The organism is Bacillus sp. NP247, assembly GCF_018966865.1.
Classification (GTDB): Bacteria; Bacillota; Bacilli; order Bacillales; family Bacillaceae_G; genus Bacillus_A.
Map to the genome: position 1 here is coordinate 1,131,351 of NZ_CP076653.1, position 20,468 is coordinate 1,151,818.

Annotated in this window: 20 protein-coding genes; 1 reads left to right on the top strand and 19 read right to left on the bottom strand. The window is 37.1% G+C overall.

The genetic code is table 11. From position 1 onward, the window contains the following. Nucleotides 1-29 precede the first annotated feature (29 nt). The 3 genes from recG to KPL75_RS05840 form a co-directional block, all read right to left on the bottom strand. Entirely contained in the window at nucleotides 30-2,078 is a 2,049-nt protein-coding gene (recG, locus tag KPL75_RS05830; protein ID WP_002146083.1) for an ATP-dependent DNA helicase RecG, read from the bottom strand. Between the two features lie 405 nt (nucleotides 2,079-2,483). After that, nucleotides 2,484-4,160 (bottom strand): DAK2 domain-containing protein, encoded by a 1,677-nt coding sequence (locus KPL75_RS05835; protein WP_219919736.1) that lies wholly within the window; start codon nucleotides 4,158-4,160, stop codon nucleotides 2,484-2,486. A 22-nt stretch (nucleotides 4,161-4,182) separates the two neighbouring features. Then, nucleotides 4,183-4,545, bottom strand: coding sequence for an Asp23/Gls24 family envelope stress response protein (locus tag KPL75_RS05840; protein ID WP_000021109.1), 363 nt, complete (start codon nucleotides 4,543-4,545; stop codon nucleotides 4,183-4,185). 378 nt (nucleotides 4,546-4,923) lie between these two features. Here KPL75_RS05840 and rpmB point away from each other — a divergent pair, with 378 nt between their 5' ends. Continuing rightward, on the top strand, nucleotides 4,924-5,112 hold the full coding sequence (gene rpmB / locus KPL75_RS05845) for a 50S ribosomal protein L28 (protein WP_000124776.1): 189 nt from the start codon (nucleotides 4,924-4,926) through the stop codon (nucleotides 5,110-5,112). 73 nt (nucleotides 5,113-5,185) lie between these two features. Here rpmB and spoVM read toward each other — a convergent pair whose 3' ends face one another. The 16 genes from spoVM to KPL75_RS05925 all read right to left on the bottom strand — a co-directional run bounded on the left by spoVM (nucleotide 5,186) and on the right by KPL75_RS05925 (nucleotide 20,385). Next, a complete protein-coding gene (spoVM, locus tag KPL75_RS05850) occupies nucleotides 5,186-5,266 on the bottom strand; it encodes a stage V sporulation protein SpoVM (protein WP_001213599.1) in 81 nt (26 codons plus the stop codon). A gap of 66 nt (nucleotides 5,267-5,332) precedes the next feature. After that, nucleotides 5,333-6,013 (bottom strand): thiamine diphosphokinase, encoded by a 681-nt coding sequence (locus KPL75_RS05855; RefSeq protein WP_219919737.1) that lies wholly within the window; start codon nucleotides 6,011-6,013, stop codon nucleotides 5,333-5,335. Nucleotides 6,014-6,113: 100 nt separating this feature from the next. Beyond that, nucleotides 6,114-6,758, bottom strand: coding sequence for a ribulose-phosphate 3-epimerase (gene rpe / locus KPL75_RS05860; protein ID WP_219919738.1), 645 nt, complete (start codon nucleotides 6,756-6,758; stop codon nucleotides 6,114-6,116). Between the two features lie 2 nt (nucleotides 6,759-6,760). Beyond that, complete coding sequence (gene rsgA / locus KPL75_RS05865; protein WP_219919739.1) at nucleotides 6,761-7,642, bottom strand: ribosome small subunit-dependent GTPase A; 882 nt, start codon at nucleotides 7,640-7,642, stop codon at nucleotides 6,761-6,763. A 270-nt stretch (nucleotides 7,643-7,912) separates the two neighbouring features. Then, the gene (pknB, locus tag KPL75_RS05870; protein WP_219919740.1) at nucleotides 7,913-9,886 is read right to left on the bottom strand and encodes a Stk1 family PASTA domain-containing Ser/Thr kinase; all 1,974 of its coding nucleotides are present in this window, start codon (nucleotides 9,884-9,886) and stop codon (nucleotides 7,913-7,915) included. Nucleotides 9,887-9,894: 8 nt separating this feature from the next. Further along, nucleotides 9,895-10,647 (bottom strand): Stp1/IreP family PP2C-type Ser/Thr phosphatase, encoded by a 753-nt coding sequence (locus KPL75_RS05875; protein WP_219919741.1) that lies wholly within the window; start codon nucleotides 10,645-10,647, stop codon nucleotides 9,895-9,897. Nucleotides 10,648-10,651: 4 nt separating this feature from the next. Then, entirely contained in the window at nucleotides 10,652-11,740 is a 1,089-nt protein-coding gene (rlmN, locus tag KPL75_RS05880; RefSeq protein ID WP_002146075.1) for a dual-specificity RNA methyltransferase RlmN, read from the bottom strand. A gap of 4 nt (nucleotides 11,741-11,744) precedes the next feature. After that, on the bottom strand, nucleotides 11,745-13,079 hold the full coding sequence (rsmB, locus tag KPL75_RS05885; protein ID WP_219919742.1) for a 16S rRNA (cytosine(967)-C(5))-methyltransferase RsmB: 1,335 nt from the start codon (nucleotides 13,077-13,079) through the stop codon (nucleotides 11,745-11,747). Further along, nucleotides 13,076-14,020 carry a methionyl-tRNA formyltransferase gene (gene fmt, locus KPL75_RS05890; RefSeq protein ID WP_219919743.1) on the bottom strand — a complete coding sequence of 315 codons (945 nt, stop codon included), beginning with the start codon at nucleotides 14,018-14,020 and terminating at the stop codon, nucleotides 13,076-13,078. Before fmt ends, rsmB begins: the two co-directional genes overlap by 4 nt. 22 nt (nucleotides 14,021-14,042) lie before the next feature. Continuing rightward, a complete protein-coding gene (gene def, locus KPL75_RS05895; protein WP_002014496.1) occupies nucleotides 14,043-14,513 on the bottom strand; it encodes a peptide deformylase in 471 nt (156 codons plus the stop codon). A gap of 11 nt (nucleotides 14,514-14,524) precedes the next feature. After that, the gene (priA, locus tag KPL75_RS05900) at nucleotides 14,525-16,930 is read right to left on the bottom strand and encodes a primosomal protein N' (protein WP_219919744.1); all 2,406 of its coding nucleotides are present in this window, start codon (nucleotides 16,928-16,930) and stop codon (nucleotides 14,525-14,527) included. After that, the gene (gene coaBC, locus KPL75_RS05905) at nucleotides 16,927-18,132 is read right to left on the bottom strand and encodes a bifunctional phosphopantothenoylcysteine decarboxylase/phosphopantothenate--cysteine ligase CoaBC (protein ID WP_219919745.1); all 1,206 of its coding nucleotides are present in this window, start codon (nucleotides 18,130-18,132) and stop codon (nucleotides 16,927-16,929) included. Before coaBC ends, priA begins: the two co-directional genes overlap by 4 nt. Nucleotides 18,133-18,332: 200 nt before the next feature. Then, nucleotides 18,333-18,545 carry a DNA-directed RNA polymerase subunit omega gene (gene rpoZ / locus KPL75_RS05910; protein ID WP_002146068.1) on the bottom strand — a complete coding sequence of 71 codons (213 nt, stop codon included), beginning with the start codon at nucleotides 18,543-18,545 and terminating at the stop codon, nucleotides 18,333-18,335. A gap of 2 nt (nucleotides 18,546-18,547) precedes the next feature. Then, nucleotides 18,548-19,165, bottom strand: a complete 618-nt coding sequence (gene gmk, locus KPL75_RS05915) for a guanylate kinase (RefSeq protein WP_219919746.1) — start codon at nucleotides 19,163-19,165, stop codon at nucleotides 18,548-18,550. Nucleotides 19,166-19,178: 13 nt separating this feature from the next. Further along, the gene (gene remA, locus KPL75_RS05920) at nucleotides 19,179-19,442 is read right to left on the bottom strand and encodes an extracellular matrix/biofilm regulator RemA (protein ID WP_001251456.1); all 264 of its coding nucleotides are present in this window, start codon (nucleotides 19,440-19,442) and stop codon (nucleotides 19,179-19,181) included. 67 nt (nucleotides 19,443-19,509) lie between these two features. Further along, the gene (locus tag KPL75_RS05925) at nucleotides 19,510-20,385 is read right to left on the bottom strand and encodes a YicC/YloC family endoribonuclease (protein ID WP_219919747.1); all 876 of its coding nucleotides are present in this window, start codon (nucleotides 20,383-20,385) and stop codon (nucleotides 19,510-19,512) included. Nucleotides 20,386-20,468: the final 83 nt, after the last annotated feature.

Here is a 20,468-nt window from a genome sequence, read left to right on the forward strand (position 1 = left end):
AATGCAACAAAAACTTTTGCAGACTACTTTTAATCGAGCTTCTCTCCCTGGAACACACCTGTCCCATCAAGATAAGTACGCAGCGAAGCATACTGATCATTATGCCAAAACGCTTCTGAATCAACTAGTATCGCCGCATCTTGCCTCGCTGTTTCTAACGCCCGATAATCATGCACCATATCAGCAACCTTAAATTCTGGTAGACCACTTTGCTTACTTCCAAAGAAATCCCCAGGACCTCGTAACTCTAAATCTTTTTCTGACAATACAAATCCATCATTTGTTTCAGTCATAATGCGCATTCTTTCTTTTCCCGTTTCTGATTTCGGGTCCGCAATTAATAAACAATATGATTGTTCACTACCACGCCCAACACGCCCCCTCAGCTGATGGAGCTGTGATAAACCGAAACGTTCTGCGTCATAAATAACCATTACAGTCGCATTTGGTACATTCACACCTACTTCAACAACTGTTGTCGACACAAGAATTTGCACTTTGTTTTCACTAAACTGTCCCATTATCTCTTCTTTTTCTTGAGATGATAGTCTCCCATGCATTAATCCAACTTGGCATTTCCCTTGATAATGATGAGTCAGCATACTATGTAAGTCGATAGCATTTTGTACATCAAGCTTCTCAGACTCTTCAATAAGAGGGCAAATAACATATGCCTGTCTTCCTTTTTTTATCTCTTTCTCAACAAAGCCGAGAACACGATCTAACATATCATGTTTTGCCCAGTACGTTTCGATTACCTTTCTACCAGCTGGCATTTCGTCGATAATAGAAACGTCCATCTCTCCAAATGCAGTGATAGCTAACGTACGCGGGATTGGGGTCGCCGTCATAAATAACACATCTGGACTTTCACCTTTCTCACGTAAAACCCGGCGCTGCGCCACACCAAATCGATGCTGTTCATCGGTAATAACGAGACCTAACCTATGAAATATAACTTCGTCTTGAATTAAAGCATGCGTCCCAACAAGGATGTCTACTTCTCCCTGTTCTAATCTCGACAAAATTTCTCGACGTCTCGCACCTTTAACAGAACTTGTTAGCAATTCCACCTTCATACCGAAATGTGAAAACGTCTCCGCGAGCGACTGATAATGTTGTTCGGCTAAAATTTCTGTAGGAACCATCAAAGCACCTTGATAATGAGCCAATTTCGCCGCATAAAGAGCAATCGCAGCAACAACTGTTTTCCCAGAACCTACATCCCCTTGCAATAATCGATTCATTCGGTACGGAGATGTCATATCTTTCATTATTTCATCTACAACCCGGCGTTGTGCGCCAGTTAATGGAAACGGAAGTGCATCAGTAAACTCTTGCAATTCTACCAATGAAATTTCTTTTTTCGTCCCTTTCGAGTTTTCCCTTTCCATTTTCCGTAATGTTTGCATTTTTAACTGAAACAAGAAAAACTCCTCATATACAAAACGGCGACGCGCTTGCTTTAAGTCTTCCTGTCCCACTGGAAAATGTAACCCTCTGAGCGCTTCATAGCGTGATAATAATTTATATCGACTTAACAAACCATCTGGTAACACTTCGACTATAGAATCTCCATACTCCTTAAATGCTTGTGCAACAAAACGGCGCATCTGTTTTACTGTCAGTTTTCCTTTCACTGAATATACAGGCTCTACTTCTTGTTGCCGTACAACCGGTCCAAAATTCAGTTCTGATACAGCAATTGTTTGGCGATGCTGATCCCATTTACCAGTAATCGTTACCGTTTCATCTAAATTTAACTTTTGTTTGTAGTATGGTCTATTAAAACATACAGCTGTAATTAAATAACGACCGACGAGAACACGAACTGTAAGACGTGACTTCTTCTTCCCATAATATTGCAGTAAAGGAGCACTATGAACTTTCCCCTCAACCGTTACACGTTCGTCATGCTTTACTTCAGCAAGATCTTTCATCGCATAGTCTTCATAGCGGTACGGAAAATGTTCTAATAGATGAGAAACTGTATAAATTCCCATCTCGTGTAACAACTCAGATGTTTCTCCTCCGATTCCCTTTACATCCGTAACAGGAACTTGTACAACTTCATTCAAGATTCTCACGCTCCGTCACATTATTTTCTTTGATTCATTCTATTGATTATCCATTAATACCATTGACATCCGTAATCGCTCTCTTTCACCTTATATATTCTATCATAGGCATTCTAAGAGAAACTACTCTAATCCCTCTATATAAAGTGAAACTATAATCAGTGGGGGTTTTGTTCACCCCCCACTGATTATTAGCCTTCACCAATCGGGCGTTTACGGGCAGTTAATGCGGGATAAAACAAAGTTGTACAATACGTAAGAAAAGAGCCTCACTATTAGCAGCAAGGCTCTTTTCTATCATCAATATGCTAGCCTTTTGAATAAAAACTAGTAATAAACTCCATATCACTATTTCTTATCCATTAGCAAGTAAGTAACCCATTTATTTTCAAACCGAATCTTTTCTTATTCTACAGAGAAGATGAAAGAATACACCGGTTGGTTCCCTGCATGTACTTCTACTTCTGCATCTTCAAAGTTCTCTTCTACAAACGCAACTAATTCAGCCACTTCTTCATCTGTTGCATCTTCACCTTGTAGAATCGTTACGATTTCAGAATCCTCATCAATTAGCGCTTCTAGTAATTGCTTTGCAGCTCCTACTTTCTCTGCATTTGTAGATACAATTTTCCCATCTGCAATACACATGAAATCATCTTTTTGAATCGCTACACCGTCAATTTCCGTATCACGAACAGCATACGTAATCTGACCTGTTTTCACATGAGCTAAAGCTTCTTTCATGTTTTCTTCATTCTCTTCTAGCGTTCCAATTGGATTAAATGCTAACATTGCAGCCATACCTTGAGGAACTGTTTTTGAACGAATAACAATAACTTCTTGTTCTACAACTGATGCTGCTTGTTCTGCTGCCATCACGATATTCCCGTTATTTGGTAAGATGATGATTTTTTCAGCATTCGCCTCTTCAATCGCCTTCACAATATCCTCCGTACTCGGATTCATTGTTTGGCCACCTTCGATAACTTTCGTTGCGCCAATGCTCTCAAATAGAGTTTTAATACCCGATCCCATAGCTACAGTTACAATACCATACGGTTGTTTCTCTATTGGCTGATTCATTTGTTCTGGCACCATGGTAGGTTCATCTAATAAAGCAGTATGCTGTTCACGCATATTTTCTACTTTAATCTTAATTAGACTACCGTAACGTTGTCCATAGTTCATAGGATCTCCAGGATGTTCCGCATGAATATGAACCTTTACAACCTCATCATCCGATACGACAAGTAGTGAATCTCCGTACACACTAATATCTTCACGGAATTTTTGTTCAGAGAAATTATGTTCCTTCATTTTTTCAGGCTCTAATTTCACCATGAATTCCGTACAATATCCATACTTAATATCTTCTGTACTCAATTGGCTTTGTACACTACGGTGATGTTCTGCACGCACCATGTCATTCATAGATGGTTGGGCAGGCATATTAGAAGAAATCGTTTCTCCTTTTAAGTCAGCTAAAAATCCTTCATATACAACAACAAGACCTTTACCACCGCTATCTACAACGCCAACTTGTTTTAATACAGGTAATAAATCTGGCGTACGATTTAACGATGCGTTCGCTTCTTTTACAACATCTTCCATAAACAAAACAAAGTCGCGCTGTTTTTTCGCAACTGTCACTGCATATTTACCCGTTTCTCTTGCAACCGTTAAAATCGTTCCTTCAATTGGTTTCATAACCGCTTTGTAAGCTGCCTCTACTCCAGCTTCTAAAGCTGTAGCAAAATCAACTGTCGTTAATTCTTCTTTTTGTTCAATGGATTTAGAGAAACCACGGAATAACTGAGATAAAATAACCCCAGAGTTACCACGAGCTCCCATTAATAATCCTTTAGCTAAACTTACACCGACTTTACCAGCATGCTGTGAAGGATTTGCTTTCACTTCACGTGCGCCTGAAGTCATTGATAAGTTCATGTTTGTACCGGTATCGCCATCTGGAACTGGGAATACGTTTAATGCATCAACAAGCTGAACATTATTTGTTAAATTATTGGCTCCTTGAATGATCATTTGTGATAAACGTTTTCCATCAATTTTTTGAATTGACACAGATTTTCCTCCTTAATGCACATTACAAGTTTATTACTTTAACTCCTTGTACGTAGATGTTTACAGAATCTACTGCTAGTCCTACAGTTTGATCTAATGTATATTTCACTTTAGTCTGCACGTTATGTGCTACTTCTGAAATTTTCGTACCATAGCTCACAATAATATACATATCAATATGTACTTCATCTTCATCTTTACGAACAATAACACCTCTAGTGAAGTTTTCTTTTCGTAAAATGTCTGTTAATCCATCTTTTAACTGATTTTTTGATGCCATACCTACGATACCGTAGCAATCTACTGCGGCACCTCCAGCAATTGTTGCAATTACATCTGTACTAATATCAATTTGACCGTACTTTGTTTTAATTTCAATTGACATCTCGTTTCCCCCTTCATAAATGGTGAAAGTGAGCTAGACTACTTTAGTTACTATCATATAATCTTTTTAAAGAAAATTCCATCGTTCTTTCTTTTTCACTCTCATATTTTATGTTTTTAATTACATTTTTTTATGATGAGCAAAATAGTCCATTGTTATTATACAACATGTACCACTATAATATGTCAAGCAATTTTTCTTGATTTCACCTTTTCTTCATTGACATATAGTGTCAAGTATTTTTTCTTGATTTCTTTTTCCTACGGTGTTGCATTCTCTTTTTAGTTGTGTTAAATTATAGTAGTGTTTTTAGCATCGCATAGAAGACTAACATTGAAAAATTACGTATGTTACGGTAGTTAAGGGAGGGAAATATAAATGGCTCGTGTTTGTGCTATCACTGGAAGAAAAGCTCGTTCTGGTAACTCTCGTTCTCACGCAATGAACGCTACAAAACGTAAATGGGGCGCTAACCTTCAAAAAGTTCGCGTACGCATCGACGGAAAAGTTCAACGTGTTTACGTTTCTGCTAGAGCATTAAAATCTGGCAAAATCGAACGTGTTTAATAATAAAAAAAAGAGCCGCTAGGCTCTTTTTTTATTATACCAATGGAAAAAGCACCGGTAATAGGTGCTTTTTTTAGTCTTTTTTGAAGGTATTTAACATCGCACGAACAATTCCACCAAGAAATTTAGGTAACTTAATTGTATAAAATCTCATGGTTTCCCTCCTAATCCCCATTACTCCACTTGTTCACTATATGATGCAAGGAGCAAAATTGTTTCTTCAATCAGTACTTCTTATCATCATTAATATGCCAGAAGTAAATGAAAAAGTACCTTTTTCCTCAACGAGTTCATTACTAATACAAAGTGTCGATCCCCACTCTATTGTTTTATTAGTAAGAGGATACTTAAAACCGTCAAGTGTAATGCCTTCTACCCTTTCAGTAACTGGTACAAATGATACGTATGGAAAATGTTCGTTTCCTTCAATTATATACATACCAAACTTTTTCACCATTATTTCATTTTTATTGTCCACAATACACATTTCTATATTTACTTCTAACCCTTTTAAAAGCATCTGAATATTCGCTAAACCATGATCAAGTCTTCCACCAGTAGCACCAAAAATACGAATTAATTTTGGTTTCTGTTCTAAGGCCCAGCTAATTGCAATTTCTAAATCTGTTTGATCTTTTTCTCGCGGGACAATATGTAATTCATTTGTTTGCTGCCTCATCCATGCTAATTCCTCATCAGTAACTGAATCATAATCTCCAAACGCAACAGCCGGAGTGATTCCTCTTTTCAGCAAACGGTACACTCCTCTATCAACGGCCGCCCAAACTACTTCTTCATTTTCATACCGAGAAAAATCTGCGCAGTATTCCGTAGGTCCTCCCGCTAAAATATGAATAATCATTTTTCCTTCCCCTTCTATTGTAAAAAGGCAATCTGCCATTCGGTAGATTGCCTTTCTCCTTATTTGCCACTCTAACATATATAAATAATGAAGTCTTAATGAACTAGAAGCTTTACTAGGATAAAGGTTCGTTCATTCTTTATCCGCGAATTACACGAATTGCTTCACCACGGTCTTTTTGATTATATACTGCTGATCCCGCTACAAGAACATTCGCTCCTGCTTCAATACAAAGTCTTGCTGTTTCAGCGTTGACACCACCATCAACTTCAATTTCCACTTCTAGATTTCGCTCTTTAACCATTTCTGCAACTTGTTTGATTTTCGGTAATACAGAATGAATAAACTTCTGTCCGCCAAATCCAGGATTTACTGTCATAAATAATACCATGTCTATATCTTCTAATACATGCTCAATCGTTGAAACCGGAGTATGCGGATTTAATACAACCCCTGCTTTAATGTCATGAGATTTAATTAACTGAATTGTACGATGTAGATGAGGACACGCTTCTACATGAACAGTAATAATATCCGCTCCCGCTTTTGCGAAAGTTGGGATATAGTTATCAGGATTTTCAATCATTAAATGTACATCTAGCGGTAACGATGTAATCGGACGGATTGCTTCTACAATTAATGGTCCAATCGTAATATTCGGTACGAAATGTCCATCCATTACATCGACGTGAATGTAGTCAGCTCCGCCTTTTTCTACATCTTTAATTTCTTCCCCTAATCTTGAAAAATCTGCTGATAAAATCGATGGTGCAATTTTAATCATGACTAATACCTCGGCTTTCTCTCTCTAATTTCTTCTACGAATTGTTTGTAATTCTTATAACGATATTCGGTAATCTTTCCTTCTTCAACCGCAGCTTTCACCGCACATTTCGGTTCAGCAAGGTGTGTACACCCTCTAAATTTACAGTATTGGCTCGCTTCTTTCAACTCTGGAAAACAATATGTAAGGTCTTCTACCTCTATATCTATGAAATCAAGCGAACTAAAACCAGGTGTATCAGCAACAAGCCCGCTCCCAACTGTAATTAATTCCACGTGTCTTGTCGTATGCTTTCCACGTCCTAAATGTGAAGAAATATCATTAGTTTTCAATTCTAAATCTGGACGTAATACGTTTAGCATGGAAGATTTCCCAACACCAGATTGGCCTGCAACGACGGAAATACAGCCTTCTAAGAATGGTTTCAGAATATCAATACTTTCCGATGTATTTATAGAAGTAAACAACACATCATAACCCATTTCACGATAATCATTTGCATAAGATTCAACAGTTTCTCTCATTTTTTCAGCTACTAAATCCATCTTACTAATACAAATAATCGGTTTAATGTTATGATATTCAATCAATACTAAAAATCGATCTAACAGTCCTGGATTAAAATCTGGTTCTACTGCAGAGAAAACAAGAATAGCTTGATCAACATTAGCAATAGGAGGTCTAACAAGTTCATTTTTCCGATCAAATACTTCTAATACATAACCTTCATTCGGATTATCCGCTTGAAAAACAACTTGGTCTCCTACAAGTGGCGTAATTTTATTCTTTCTAAATACACCACGCCCGCGACATTGTGTAATCCCTTCCTCATTCTGCACATAATAAAACCCACTTAGAGCTTTTACAATTTTTCCTTCTGGCATATAATTCTCCTTTATTTTGTATAAAATGAAACTGCAATTAAATATGAATAGACTAGAGTTCTTTAAACAATTATTTCAAAACCCACCAAATATATACCCAGGTTCATATATTTAATCTACCATCAAATTTGAAATATTATTTACAACAGTATCACTTTTACAGCTTTTTGAATCATATATTTTTGCCTGTTATACAGTCCACGATGTAGACAGCATAACAGGCAAGAGTAATAAAATCCATCTTCTATATAAGGACGATGGATTTTACTATTATTGAGCTGGATATGGTACTTCCTTGTCGATAATCGTTACTCCATCTCGGACAATTTTATAGTGTCCCTTTGCACCTTCTTGAATTACAAATTCTAAAGAAATAATCGCTGACTCAGTAATTGTTCTCGTTTCAACTGGTTTATCCATTTTTTGCTGCATATCTTCTTTATAAATTTCTATTGTTTGGGGCTTTTTCTCACCTGTTGCAGAAGCTTCATATGGGATAGAAATGTTATCCACTTTTACCGTTTTCGTCACTTTAGGCTTCGGACCATCGGAGATAACGACCGATACTGTATCTCCTTCTTTTAAAGGTGTCCCAGGCTTTGGTAACTGTGAAATAACAAGGCCTTTATCAACCGTATCTGAATACTCTCTTTTTATATCAGAAACAAGCTTTCTTTCATTTAAATAACCTTTTACACTATTTTCAGTCCATCCTGAAAAATCACCTGGTCTTATTTGATAAGGTCCTTTACTTACCCAAATTTTCAGTTCTTGTTCCGCCTCTATAACCATTTGATCAGGCGTTGGTATTTGCTCTACAATTTCACCTTTTGGCTTATCATTTTCAATATAATTTATTGTAACTTGTTTATATTTTTCTTCTAACTCAGCTCTTATACTCTCGAAATCTTTTCCTGTCAAATCACGCATCTTACTTTTCTTTTTCCCACCTGATTGATAGATAGTAATTTTAGAGTTTTCTTTCACTACTCTTCCTGCTATAGGATCTGTTTTTATCACTTTTCCGGCTTCAACATCATCTGTATATACAAGATTAGGTTCAGTAACTTCAAACCCTTTTTCAACTAATGTATTTACAGCTGTCGTATATTTCATACCAGCCACATCAGGAACCTTCACATCTTTCGGAATAAAGAAGCCTGGAATAACAGTAAGTGCTAAGGTTATCCCTATCGCTAAAAGTAAAAATGTTGTAATTAAAACTTTCAGCCATTTATTACTTCGTTTTTTCTTCTTACCTGATTCGGTCTCTTCTTTCCTTACTTGTTCATCCACTTTACTTCCTTTTAATACAATCGTTTCATCACTTACATTTTGAAATAGTTGTTCTTGTTGAATAATTGGAATCGCTTTCGTTGCTTCCATATCTTCTGGTATGTAAAACGGTTGTTCATTTATTCGTTCTGGGTATAGTGCTGTTTCAATATCTCGTTTCATCGCGTTAGCAGATTGATATCGATGAAACGGATCTTTCGCAGTTGCCTTTAATATAATATTTTCAACACTTTGTGGAATATTTTCATTCCATCTTTTTGGAGATGGCATTTCATTTTGTAAATGTTTTAACGCAATTGCAACAGCAGATTCACCAGAAAACGGTTGTCTTCCTGTTAACAATTCAAACATAACAATCCCAAGTGAATAAATATCTGATTGTTTATTCGCTATACCGCCGCGTGCTTGTTCTGGTGATAAATAATGCACCGAACCGAGCACCGAATTTGTATGTGTAATCGTTGCTGCACTTGTAGCTGTCGCAATTCCAAAGTCTGTGACTTTTATCACTCCATCATCTCGGATCAAAATATTGTGCGGTTTAATATCGCGATGCACAATCTCAAAATGATGAGCGTGTGCCATGGCGGACGTTAACTGCTCCATTATATCAAGAGCTTCTCCTATCGGTAACATCCCTCGATCAATTATGTATTGCTTCAATGTTCGTCCAGGTACATATTCCATTACAAGATAATATATACCATCCTCTTCCCCAACATCATACATATTCACAATATTTGGATGCGACAACGTTGTAACAGATTGCGCTTCTCGATGGAAACGTTTAATAAACTCTTCATTATTTGAATAGTCGAGTCTTAATATTTTTACCGCTACATCCCTGCCAAGTATATCATCATGAGCTAAATATACATTGGCCATTCCTCCACCGCCAATCATTTTCAGCAGCTTATAACGGTCATTTAAGCGTTTTCCAATCAGCACGTTGCACTTCACCTACTTTCGTTTGTCGAATCCGCATAATCAATAATAACGAGGGTGATATTATCTTCTCCACCACGATCATTTGCTAATTGAATGAGATGCTCTCCCTTCGCCTCGAGCTGTTCATTCAATTGTAAAATTTGCTGCATATCAGTCATAGGAACTTTGTTAGACAATCCATCAGAGCAAAGAAGCAATTGATCGTCTTCTTCGAGCACCAATGTTTTAACATCTAGTCCGACTTTTTCTTCTGTTCCTAAAGCTCTTAACAGAACATTCTTTTTCGGGTGATATTCTGCATCTTCTTTTGTAATTTCGCCGTGCCTAACAAGTTCATTTACAAGTGAGTGATCTTCCGTTACAAGCGATATTTCTCCCTCTGATACCATATAACAACGACTATCTCCTATATGACCTATTGTTACAAAACTAGGTGTACAAATCGCTACGATAACTGTTGTTCCCATGCCATTACATTCTGCATGCTGCTTAGAGTAAGCATATATGCGCTCATTAATAATTCCAACGTTAGTATGCAACCACTTTTCTACCTTTTTAGGCTCATTCATATTATGCGTTTGCTTCCAATAATCATGGAATAATTGAATAGCCATCGAGCTAGCTACATCGCCAGCTCGATGACCTCCCATTCCATCTGCTACTACCGCTAAAATATTTCCATCTAAATTGCGAAAAACTCCTGCACTATCTTCATTATGTTGACGAACTTTTCCTTTATCCGATAGAAACACGGCTTTCATCTTGTCACCTCGTCTCTTCTTTGCGCTCCTTTGCACGCAACTGACCGCAGGCTGCATCAATATCATGACCTTGTTCACGGCGAATTGTTACATTCACTCCACGATCTTTTAGCGTCTTTTCAAACAAGAAAATTTGCTCTCGTGGCGTACGTACATAATCACGTTCTGGCACGTAGTTTACCGGAATTAAGTTTACATGACATTTTACACCTTTTAAGAGCGCAGCAAGTTCTTCAGCGTGCTCAACTTGGTCATTTTCTCCTCCAAATAAGCCATATTCAAATGTAATACGACGCCCTGTTCTATTTACATAGTATTTAACAGCTTCCATTAAATCAGGTAGCTTATAAGCACGGTTAATCGGCATTAATTTTGAACGTATCTCTGTATTTGCAGCATGCAATGAAATCGCAAAATTGATTTGCATATCTTCTTCAGCGAACTTATAAATTTTTGGAACAATTCCACTTGTTGAAACTGTCATATGTCTTGCACCAATATGAATTCCTTTTTCATGATTTACAATGCGTAAGAATGACATTAAGTTATCATAATTATCAAATGGTTCTCCAATTCCCATAACAACAAGAGAACTTACACGTTCTTCTGTTTCATCAAGCGCACGCTGAACTTCTACTACTTGCGCTACAATTTCTCCAGCCTCTAAGTTTCGTTTTAACCCACCAAGTGTAGATGCACAGAACGTACAGCCAATGCGGCAACCCACCTGTGTTGTTACACAAATGGAATTTCCATACTCATGTCGCATTAGTACAGTTTCAATAGAGTACCCATCGTATAACTGGAATAGGAATTTAATCGTTCCATCCGAAGACGTTTGTTTTACTAAAGTGCTTAAAGTAGTAATATCAAAGGAATTCGACAATTTATCGCGCAATCCTTTAGCAAGGTTTGACATATCCTCATAATTTTTTACACGTTTTTTATATAGCCAATCAAAAATTTGTCCTGCACGGAACTTAGGTTCTCCTTGTTCCTTTAACCAATCTTGCATTTCATGAAGTTGTAAAGAATAAATTGATGGTTTCTTTGTCTCTAGATTTTTCTTTTGTTTTTTTACAGTCGTTTCCATGATGCTACACCTTCTTTCTTAAACAAGCAATATAAAAGCCATCTGTTGCAAAATAATGCGGTAAAATTCGTACTTGACCTTCATCAATATACGGATTTAACTTTTCTGGCATACGATCTTTTATCGTAGTATCCCATTCAAATTCAGGATGCTCTTGTAAAAATTGCTTTATTACTTGTTCATTTTCTATTTTTTCAATTGTACACGTACTATAAACGAGGCGACCACCTTGTTTTAAAAGTGGTGCTATTTTTTCTAGTATCGCAAGTTGAATCGTTGATAACCTTTCACTATCGCCCTTATCTTTACCTAACTTAATATCAGGTTTACGTCTAATAACACCAAATCCAGAACATGGTGCATCTACTAATATTTTGTCAAAAGATTCATTTGCAAAATGCTCTTGAACTTTTCTAGCATCTAAAGCCATCGTTTCTACATTTTCTAAACCAAGTCTCTTCGCCTGTTGTTCAATTAAACGTACTTTATGTGCGTGTAAATCAAGCGACATTACCTTACCAGATCTGTCCAAACGCTCTGCAATATGAGTTGTTTTTCCGCCAGGAGCAGCACAACTATCTAGAACTGTATCTCCTTTATTCGGTTCTAAAGCACGTGCTACAAGCATTGAGCTTTCATCTTGAATAGAAAGGAAACCTTTTTTGAACGCTTCTGTATGTGCGACATTTCCTCTTTCAATTTGAATTGCATCCTCTGACAATTCGCCACGTTTTGCTTCTATCCCCTCATCAGCTAATAACGCAACCGCTTCTTCTACCGTTACTTTATCAACATTTACACGTGCTGTCGGTACAGGTGGCAACATATTTACTTCACACATTTTCTCTGCTGTCTCTAAACCATATTCGGATGCCCATTCTTGTACAAGCCACATTGGATGACTCGTTGCAATTGCAAGACGTTCTACTGGATTTTCGATTTCTTCTAACGAAGGTACACCTTCTCGCTGAATTGAACGCAATACTCCGTTCACCATGCCTGAAATCCCATTATGCCCACGACGCTTTGCAATCTCAACTGCTTCATGAATGGCCGCTCTTTCTGGAACTCGGTCTAAATATAGCATTTGATATAGAGATAGGCGAAGCAACACTCTTACCCACGCTTCAACCTTTTTTCTTAAAAATGGTTGTAAATAATAATCTAGTGTGTCACGACGTTGAATTGTTCCATATACCATTTCAGTTAATAAACCAATATCTTTTCTGTCAATTGTATTTTTTTCAATCAGATTATTTAAAAGTAAGTTGCTATATGCACCACTTTTTTCTACTTGAATTAAGCCATCCAGAGCTAACTCACGAACATTTTGTCTCATTCATTTTCTCCTAACTTCGTACCAATTTCAGGTTTTGTTCCACGTAAAAATTGTGAACAACTCATACGCTTTTTACCAGATGGTTGCAATTCAGTGATTTTAACGCCTGTCTCATTCCCTGTTGCAACAACAAATCCATCTTCTTCAAGAGCTACTATTGTACCTGGTTCAGCTTTCTCTGTAATTGAGACCTTCTCTCCCCACCATACTTTAATAACTTGTCCTGCCAAAGTCGTATAAGCAACTGGCCATGGATTCAATCCGCGAATGTGATTGTATACTTCTTCACCTGTTTTTGTCCAATCAATTATCTCTTGCTCACGTTTAATATTATATGCAAACGTCACTTCAGCTTCACTTTGCTTAATTGGTTCTAGTTTACCCTGAATTAGTAAAGGAACCGTTTTAGATAAAAGGTGTGCTCCTGCTTCGCTTAACTTATCAAATAATGAACCTGTTGTTTCACGCTCTTCAATTTCTACTTCTACTTGCGTTAATATATCGCCAGCATCTAATTTTTCTACCATATACATAATTGTAATACCTGTTTTCTCTTTGCCTTTCATGATCGCATAATGAATTGGTGCACCACCGCGAAGTTCTGGAAGTAATGACGCGTGGACATTAATACATCCATACTTTGGTGCTTCTAAAATTTCATTCGGTACGATTTGTCCAAATGCCGCTGTTACAATTAAGTCTGGCTCTAATGCTAATACTTTTTCATATTCGTCTTTTTCACGAATTTTTAACGGCTGTAATACTGGAATACCATGTTTCTCCGCTTCTACTTTAACAGGAGTAGGTGTTAAAACCTTTTTTCTACCAACTGGACGATCAGGTTGCGTTACAACACCAACTACGTCATATCCGTCCTCGATAAGACGACGAAGCACCGGCACAGAAAAGTCCGGTGTCCCCATAAATACTACTTTCATCATTCAAAAACCGCTCCTTTTAAACCTATTCTAATTCGCCTGCTTCATAATATCTTTTCACTTTAGATGTAAATAAAACACCGTGTAAATGATCGATTTCATGCTGAATTGCACGCGCTAAGAAGTCATCCGCTTCTAATAAAAATATTTTACCGCGACGATTTTGTGCACGTACTTTAATGTAATCTGCACGCTCCACTTCACCATAAAGTCCCGGAAAGCTTAAGCAGCCTTCGGGACCTACTTGTTCACCACGTTTTTCTAAAATAACAGGATTAATTAATTCAATTTTCCCCGTATCATCACCTATATCAACAACAGCAACTTGTAAGCTTACACCTACTTGTGGCGCAGCTAGACCAACGCCGTCTGCAATTAACATTGTTTCATGCATATCTTTTAACAATTTCACTAACTTTTTATCAAAGTTAATTACTCTTTCGCATGGTGTTTCTAACACTTCATTTGGATGCTTTACAATTTCTAAAACTGCCATATTTCCCTCCGCTACATTAACATTGTTGGATTAAAATCAATTGAGATTTGTAGCTCTTTTTGCATTTCTGCTTGATAATGTTCATTTACCATTTTGAGCACGTTCTTTAAGTTTGGTTCCCGTTTGTATTTTATCATGCATTGGTAACGATATCTATCTTTTATCCTTGGAATTGCTGAAGCAACCGGCCCTAACACCATTGTTTGCCTTGAACAATGCGTTCGTAAATGACCGCCAATTTTTTCCGTCACTTGGACTGCCTTTAATAATTCCGGATGAGAGACAGTTACAAGTACAACGTAGTAATATGGCGGATATTGTCTCATTCGCCTCATTTGCATTTCTTGCTCATAAAATACATCATATTGTTGATTCTTTGCTAATTCTACACTGTAATGTTCCGGCGTATACGTTTGAATTACAACTTCCCCTGGCAATTCATGTCTTCCTGCACGTCCACTCACTTGTGTCAATAGCTGATATGTCTTTTCACTCGCCCGAAAATCAGGTAGATGAAGCATCGTATCCGCCGTTAAAACCCCAACAAGCGTCACCTTCGGAAAATCAAGCCCTTTTGCAATCATTTGTGTTCCAAGTAATATATCTGCTTTCTCTTCACCAAATGCCTTTAATAATTTTTCATGCATTCCTTTACGGCTTGTTGTATCCACATCCATTCGAATGACCCGCGCCTGTGGAAATAGTTTTGTGATTTCTTCTTCAACCTTTTGCGTCCCTGTACCAAAGAAACGAATATACGTACTATTACAAGCAGGACACTCCGTTGGCATATTTTCCTCATGACTACAATAATGACATTTTAAACGATGGTTCATTTTATGATATGTCAACGAAATATCACAATGCGGACATTGTACGACATACCCACAATCACGGCACATCACAAACGTAGAATGACCCCTTCTATTTAAAAAGAGAACCATTTGCTCTTTCTTTTCTAATCGATCTGCTATTTTTTCATGCAGTGCCTTTGAAAACATTGAGCGATTTCCATCACGAAGTTCTTCACGCATATCAACAATTTCTACAGTCGGCAAAGCTTGTTTGTTCATACGTTTTTCCATTGTAAGCAACCCATAGACACCTTTTTTCGCTCTAGCAAACGATTCAAGTGTCGGCGTTGCACTTCCGAGAACAATTGGACACTTATGGTATTGTCCTCTCCACACTGCTACATCTCTTGCATGATACTTTGGGTTATCCTCTTGCTTATAACTTGATTCATGCTCTTCATCAATAATAATGATTCCTAAATTTTCAAATGGAGCAAAAATAGCTGAACGCGCACCAACTACAACTTTCACTTCTTTTCTTAATATCTTTCGCCATTCATCATATTTCTCGCCAACAGAAAGCGCACTGTGAAGAACTGCAACTTGCGAACCGAACCTACCTTTAAAGCGGTCTACCATCTGGGGCGTTAGCGCAATTTCAGGAACAAGCACAATTGCTTCTTTTCCTTTCTCGAGCACCGCTGCTATAGATTGTAAATACACTTCAGTCTTACCACTTCCTGTAACACCATATAGTAAAAATGGATTGTAAGTTTCATTTGTAATTGATGACAAAATCGGTGTAATTACTTGTTTTTGTTCCTCAGTAAGCGGAAATGGTTTTGTTTGTTCAAAATCATCATCGTCATACGGATTCCGGTATACTTCTACATACTTTTCTGAGATTAGACCCTTTTTAACAAGTGCTTTTATTGGAGCATCTGTTATTTGTAATTCTTCTGTTAAATTTTTTAACGATACACTTTTGTAGTTTTCTACAAAATAATAGAGTACGTCTTGTTGTTTTTTACTTTTCAGTTCGAATGCTGCTAATTCCAATTTATTTGCCGGCAACTCCGGTTGAACTACTCTTTGTTTCTTCTTCTGCACTTTATCCTTTACTTGATAAACCACTTCAGTCGTACCATTTTTAATTTCTTGTTGAATAGTACGATATAGGTGCGGCTGCGCTTCGATAGCTTCCCAATCTATCGTTTCCTTCCCTTGAAATAAAGAAAGAATTTCTGGCGCAACTTCTTCTTGGTTGCGAAGTTGCAGACGCTTTTTATATGTTGCTTTTATCGCCGTCGGAAGCATTACCTGAAAAGCTGAAATCATATAACATAACGTTTCACTTGTAAGCCAATACCCAAGCTTTAATAATTCATCATTTAAAACCGGAGTGACATCTAATATTTCATACAACGCTTTTAACTTTTTACTTTCTAGGTCAACCGAATCCTTTATGCCAATAATAAAACCTTGCAATTTCCTCGGACCGAATGGGACTACTACACGCATTCCTGTTTGCACAATATCTTCCCATTTTTCAGGAATAATATAATCAAACGGTCGATCTGTTTGACGTGCAGGTACATCAACAATTACACTTGCAAACTTCATACACAATCATCTTCTAACATCATTTCTATTTGCTTTAATATTTCACGAGCTACTTCTTTCTTCGTTAAAAGTGGCAGCTCAATAATTTCTCCATTTTTTCTATACATTGTCACAATATTTGTATCCGTACCAAACCCAGCCCCTTGAGCTTTCACGTCATTCGCAACAATCATATTCGCATTTTTCTCACGTAATTTTCTCGTTGCATATTCCTCTATGTTTGTCGTTTCAGCTGCAAAACCGATAAGTAACTGTCGGTCCTTCTTCTCACCTAACATTTTTAAAATATCCACTGTTCTTTCTAATTCAATTACAGCATCGCCATTTTTCTTTTTCATTTTATTATCATGAACATATTTTGGACGGTAATCTGCAACTGCTGCTGTTTTGATGACAACATCCACATTCTGATAATGTTGAAGGACCGCCTCTAACATATCTTGTGCAGATTCTACTTGTATTGTTGTTACATGTAATGGTGACTCTAATGCTGTCGGTCCTGACACAAGTATGACATCAGCACCTAAGCTTGCTGCAACTTCTGCGATTGCATACCCCATCTTTCCAGAAGAAAAATTCGTCATAAAACGAACCGGATCAATCTTTTCACGTGTCGGTCCAGCTGTTATTAATATTCGCTTTCCTTGCAATGGTTTTTGTTCTGAGAAAACCTCTTCTAATCGTCCAATAATCACTTCAGGTTCTTCCAGTCTTCCTTTTGCTACATAACCACATGCTAAAAAACCTTCCCCAGGCTCAATAAATGTATATCCTAATGTTTTTAACGTCATCATGTTTTTTTGAACAATTTTATTTTCATACATATGCACATTCATAGCCGGTGCAATCCACACTGGAGCTGTAGTAGCTAACAAAGTAGTTGTAATCATATCATCAGCAATACCGCCAGCTAACTTTCCAATGCAATTAGCTGTAGCCGGTGCAACAAGTACAACATCTGCCCAATCCGCTAAATCAATATGAGCGATAACAGCCGAGTCTTTCTCATCAAACGTATCTGTATATACATCATGGCGGGAAAGTGCTTGAAATGTAAGAGGCGTAACAAATTTCATTGCCGACTCACTCATCATTACTTTTACAATTGCCCCCGCTTGTGTCAATTTACTCGTTAACGCCGCTGCTTTAAAAACCGCAATGCCTCCTGTTACACATAGAAGTATTTTTTTCCCTTTTAGCATATGACTCGTCCTCTTTCTTTTTCAAACTTATTCTGCTGAAATGGAATTTTTTCAGCTCGTCAGTGCTAGCATTTCGTTTCATCTTTATCCAAGTTCTTTTCAGCTCTGTCGTAAAAAAATAACAACCTACTTGTAAATAGGTTGTTACCGTTACATAGAAAATTATAAAGTCTATGTTTTAATTTGTCGAAAAGAATGTCTTAATCAATTATTTTGTCATCGCTTGGTACATATTTTAATACTTCTAAATCGATTTCTTCTAATGATTTACCTACACATTTATGAGAAACAGGATTTTCAATAACACAATTGTCAGCAATTTGCATTTCACGTGCACGCTTTGCAGCTACTGTTACAAGTGTATATTTAGAATCGATTTTTGTTAATAATGAGTCAATTGATGGATTTAACATAATTATAGACCCTCCGTCATTTCTTTATAGTATTTTGCCACTCTTTCGCGGCGGCAATGTTCACCAACCACAATTGCTTTAATTCGGTCGCAAGCTAATTCAACTTGATCGTTTTCTACAACATAGTCATAAGCGTCCATCATTTCGATTTCTTCTTTCGCTACAGTTAAACGATTTTCAATAACATCTTCAGTTTCTGTACCACGGCCGACAATTCGGTTCTTTAGTTCAGATAAACTTGGAGGTGCTAAGAAAATAAATACACCTTCTGGGAAGGCTTTCTTAACTTGAATTGCTCCTTGCACTTCAATTTCTAAGAACACATCTTTTCCTTCTTGTAACGTTTTTTCAACATAATCAATCGGTGTTCCGTAATAATTACCAACGAACTCAGCCCATTCAAGTAACTTTTCATTACGAATCATGTCTTCAAATTCTTCTCTCTCTTTAAAGAAATAATCCACACCATCTACTTCACCTTCACGCGGTTTACGTGTCGTTACTGAAATAGAGTACTGAAAACGTGTGTCTTCATGGCTAAACAGCTCTTTTCGAACCGTTCCTTTCCCGACACCAGAAGGTCCCGAAAGAACGATGAGCAATCCTCTTCTACTTCTCATAAATATGTAAAACCTACCCTTCCTCACTTAAATCTTCTTTATTATTCAAACGATGTGCAATCGTCTCTGGCTGAATTGGACTTAATACTACATGCCCATCATCCATAACAATAACCGCCCTTGTTTTTCTCCCATACGTAGCATCAAGCAAAGCATTATGTTCACGCGCTTCCTGTACTGTTCGTTTAATAGGAGCTGACTCCGGACTTACAATAGCAATAATTCGATGAGCAGATACAATATTTCCGTATCCAATATTTAAAAACCGCATGGCCATAGCTTGCGCCTCCTAGTAAGTCTATCCGATTTCTCCACCACATATAACTTTATATATTTTTTGAAAGCTACTCAATATTTTGTACTTGTTCACGAATTTTTTCAAGGTTATTTTTCATTTCTACGACATATTTTGAAATTGTTAAGTCATTTGCCTTAGAACCTATCGTATTAACTTCCCTATGCATCTCTTGCACGATGAAATCCATTTTCCTTCCAACAGGCTCTGTAATTTGCAGTGCTTCACGAAATTGATCTAAATGACTTTGTAATCGAACTAATTCTTCGTGAATATCTGAACGCTCTGCAAATATTGCTACTTCTGTCAACAATCGTTGTTCATCTAAATCTTGGTTATGTAATTCTTTTAAACGATTTTCTAATCGTTCACGATATTTTTGTGTAACAATTGGTGCATGTGGAATAATTGCATTTACACAATTATGAATCTCTTGCAAGCGATATGCTATATCTTTATGTAATCGTTCTCCTTCGCCATCTCTCATCGTTTTCAACATATGAGCAGCTTGGCGAACAGCCTCATATAAACCGGTTTCAAATTGTTCATTTACATTTTCTATTTCTTCAACTGCCGTTACTTCTGGCATTCCCATTAGCTGCCCAAGTGTAATAGAATCTTGTAATTGAAATTTCCCTTTTATATCTTCCATAATGGATTGGTACTGCTTGAGAAGTTCCCAATTCACAGTTAATTTTCTTTCAACAAGCCCTTCACCTGCTATACTAATAGACACTTCAATACGTCCACGGCGAACTTGCTTTGCAATTATTTTACGAATCTTGTCTTCAAATACCATCATTTGCTTCGGAAGCCGAATACTCATTTCTAAAAAACGATGGTTCACCGACTTCATTTCTACTGTTATTTGAAAAGTATCGTTTTCTATCTTTGATCTTCCAAATCCTGTCATACTACAAATCATCTTTATCACATCCAAGCCATGAAATAACTCAATGAAAAAGGTAATAGAGACAAGGCTCTACTACCTTCATTAAATTATATCAT

Excerpts from the sequence above, each read along its gene's own strand:
- spoVM (WP_001213599.1), bottom strand. The coding sequence starts at position 5,266 with ATGAGATTTTATACAATTAAGTTACCTAAATTTCTTGGTGGAATTGTT.
- priA (WP_219919744.1), bottom strand. The coding sequence starts at position 16,930 with ATGAAGTTTGCAAGTGTAATTGTTGATGTACCTGCACGTCAAACAGAT.
- remA (WP_001251456.1), bottom strand. The coding sequence starts at position 19,442 with ATGGCCATGCGGTTTTTAAATATTGGATACGGAAATATTGTATCTGCT.
- rlmN (WP_002146075.1), bottom strand. The coding sequence starts at position 11,740 with ATGGAAACGACTGTAAAAAAACAAAAGAAAAATCTAGAGACAAAGAAA.
- KPL75_RS05840 (WP_000021109.1), bottom strand. The coding sequence starts at position 4,545 with ATGTCAATTGAAATTAAAACAAAGTACGGTCAAATTGATATTAGTACA.
- rpe (WP_219919738.1), bottom strand. The coding sequence starts at position 6,758 with ATGATTAAAATTGCACCATCGATTTTATCAGCAGATTTTTCAAGATTA.
- gmk (WP_219919746.1), bottom strand. The coding sequence starts at position 19,165 with ATGAGAAGTAGAAGAGGATTGCTCATCGTTCTTTCGGGACCTTCTGGT.
- KPL75_RS05855 (WP_219919737.1), bottom strand. The coding sequence starts at position 6,013 with ATGGCAGATTGCCTTTTTACAATAGAAGGGGAAGGAAAAATGATTATT.
- coaBC (WP_219919745.1), bottom strand. The coding sequence starts at position 18,132 with ATGCTAAAAGGGAAAAAAATACTTCTATGTGTAACAGGAGGCATTGCG.
- rsgA (WP_219919739.1), bottom strand. The coding sequence starts at position 7,642 with ATGCCAGAAGGAAAAATTGTAAAAGCTCTAAGTGGGTTTTATTATGTG.
- fmt (WP_219919743.1), bottom strand. The coding sequence starts at position 14,020 with ATGATGAAAGTAGTATTTATGGGGACACCGGACTTTTCTGTGCCGGTG.
- rsmB (WP_219919742.1), bottom strand. The coding sequence starts at position 13,079 with ATGAGACAAAATGTTCGTGAGTTAGCTCTGGATGGCTTAATTCAAGTA.
- rpoZ (WP_002146068.1), bottom strand. The coding sequence starts at position 18,545 with ATGTTAAATCCATCAATTGACTCATTATTAACAAAAATCGATTCTAAA.
- rpmB (WP_000124776.1), top strand. The coding sequence starts at position 4,924 with ATGGCTCGTGTTTGTGCTATCACTGGAAGAAAAGCTCGTTCTGGTAAC.
- def (WP_002014496.1), bottom strand. The coding sequence starts at position 14,513 with ATGGCAGTTTTAGAAATTGTAAAGCATCCAAATGAAGTGTTAGAAACA.
- KPL75_RS05875 (WP_219919741.1), bottom strand. The coding sequence starts at position 10,647 with ATGAAAGCCGTGTTTCTATCGGATAAAGGAAAAGTTCGTCAACATAAT.
- KPL75_RS05925 (WP_219919747.1), bottom strand. The coding sequence starts at position 20,385 with ATGATTTGTAGTATGACAGGATTTGGAAGATCAAAGATAGAAAACGAT.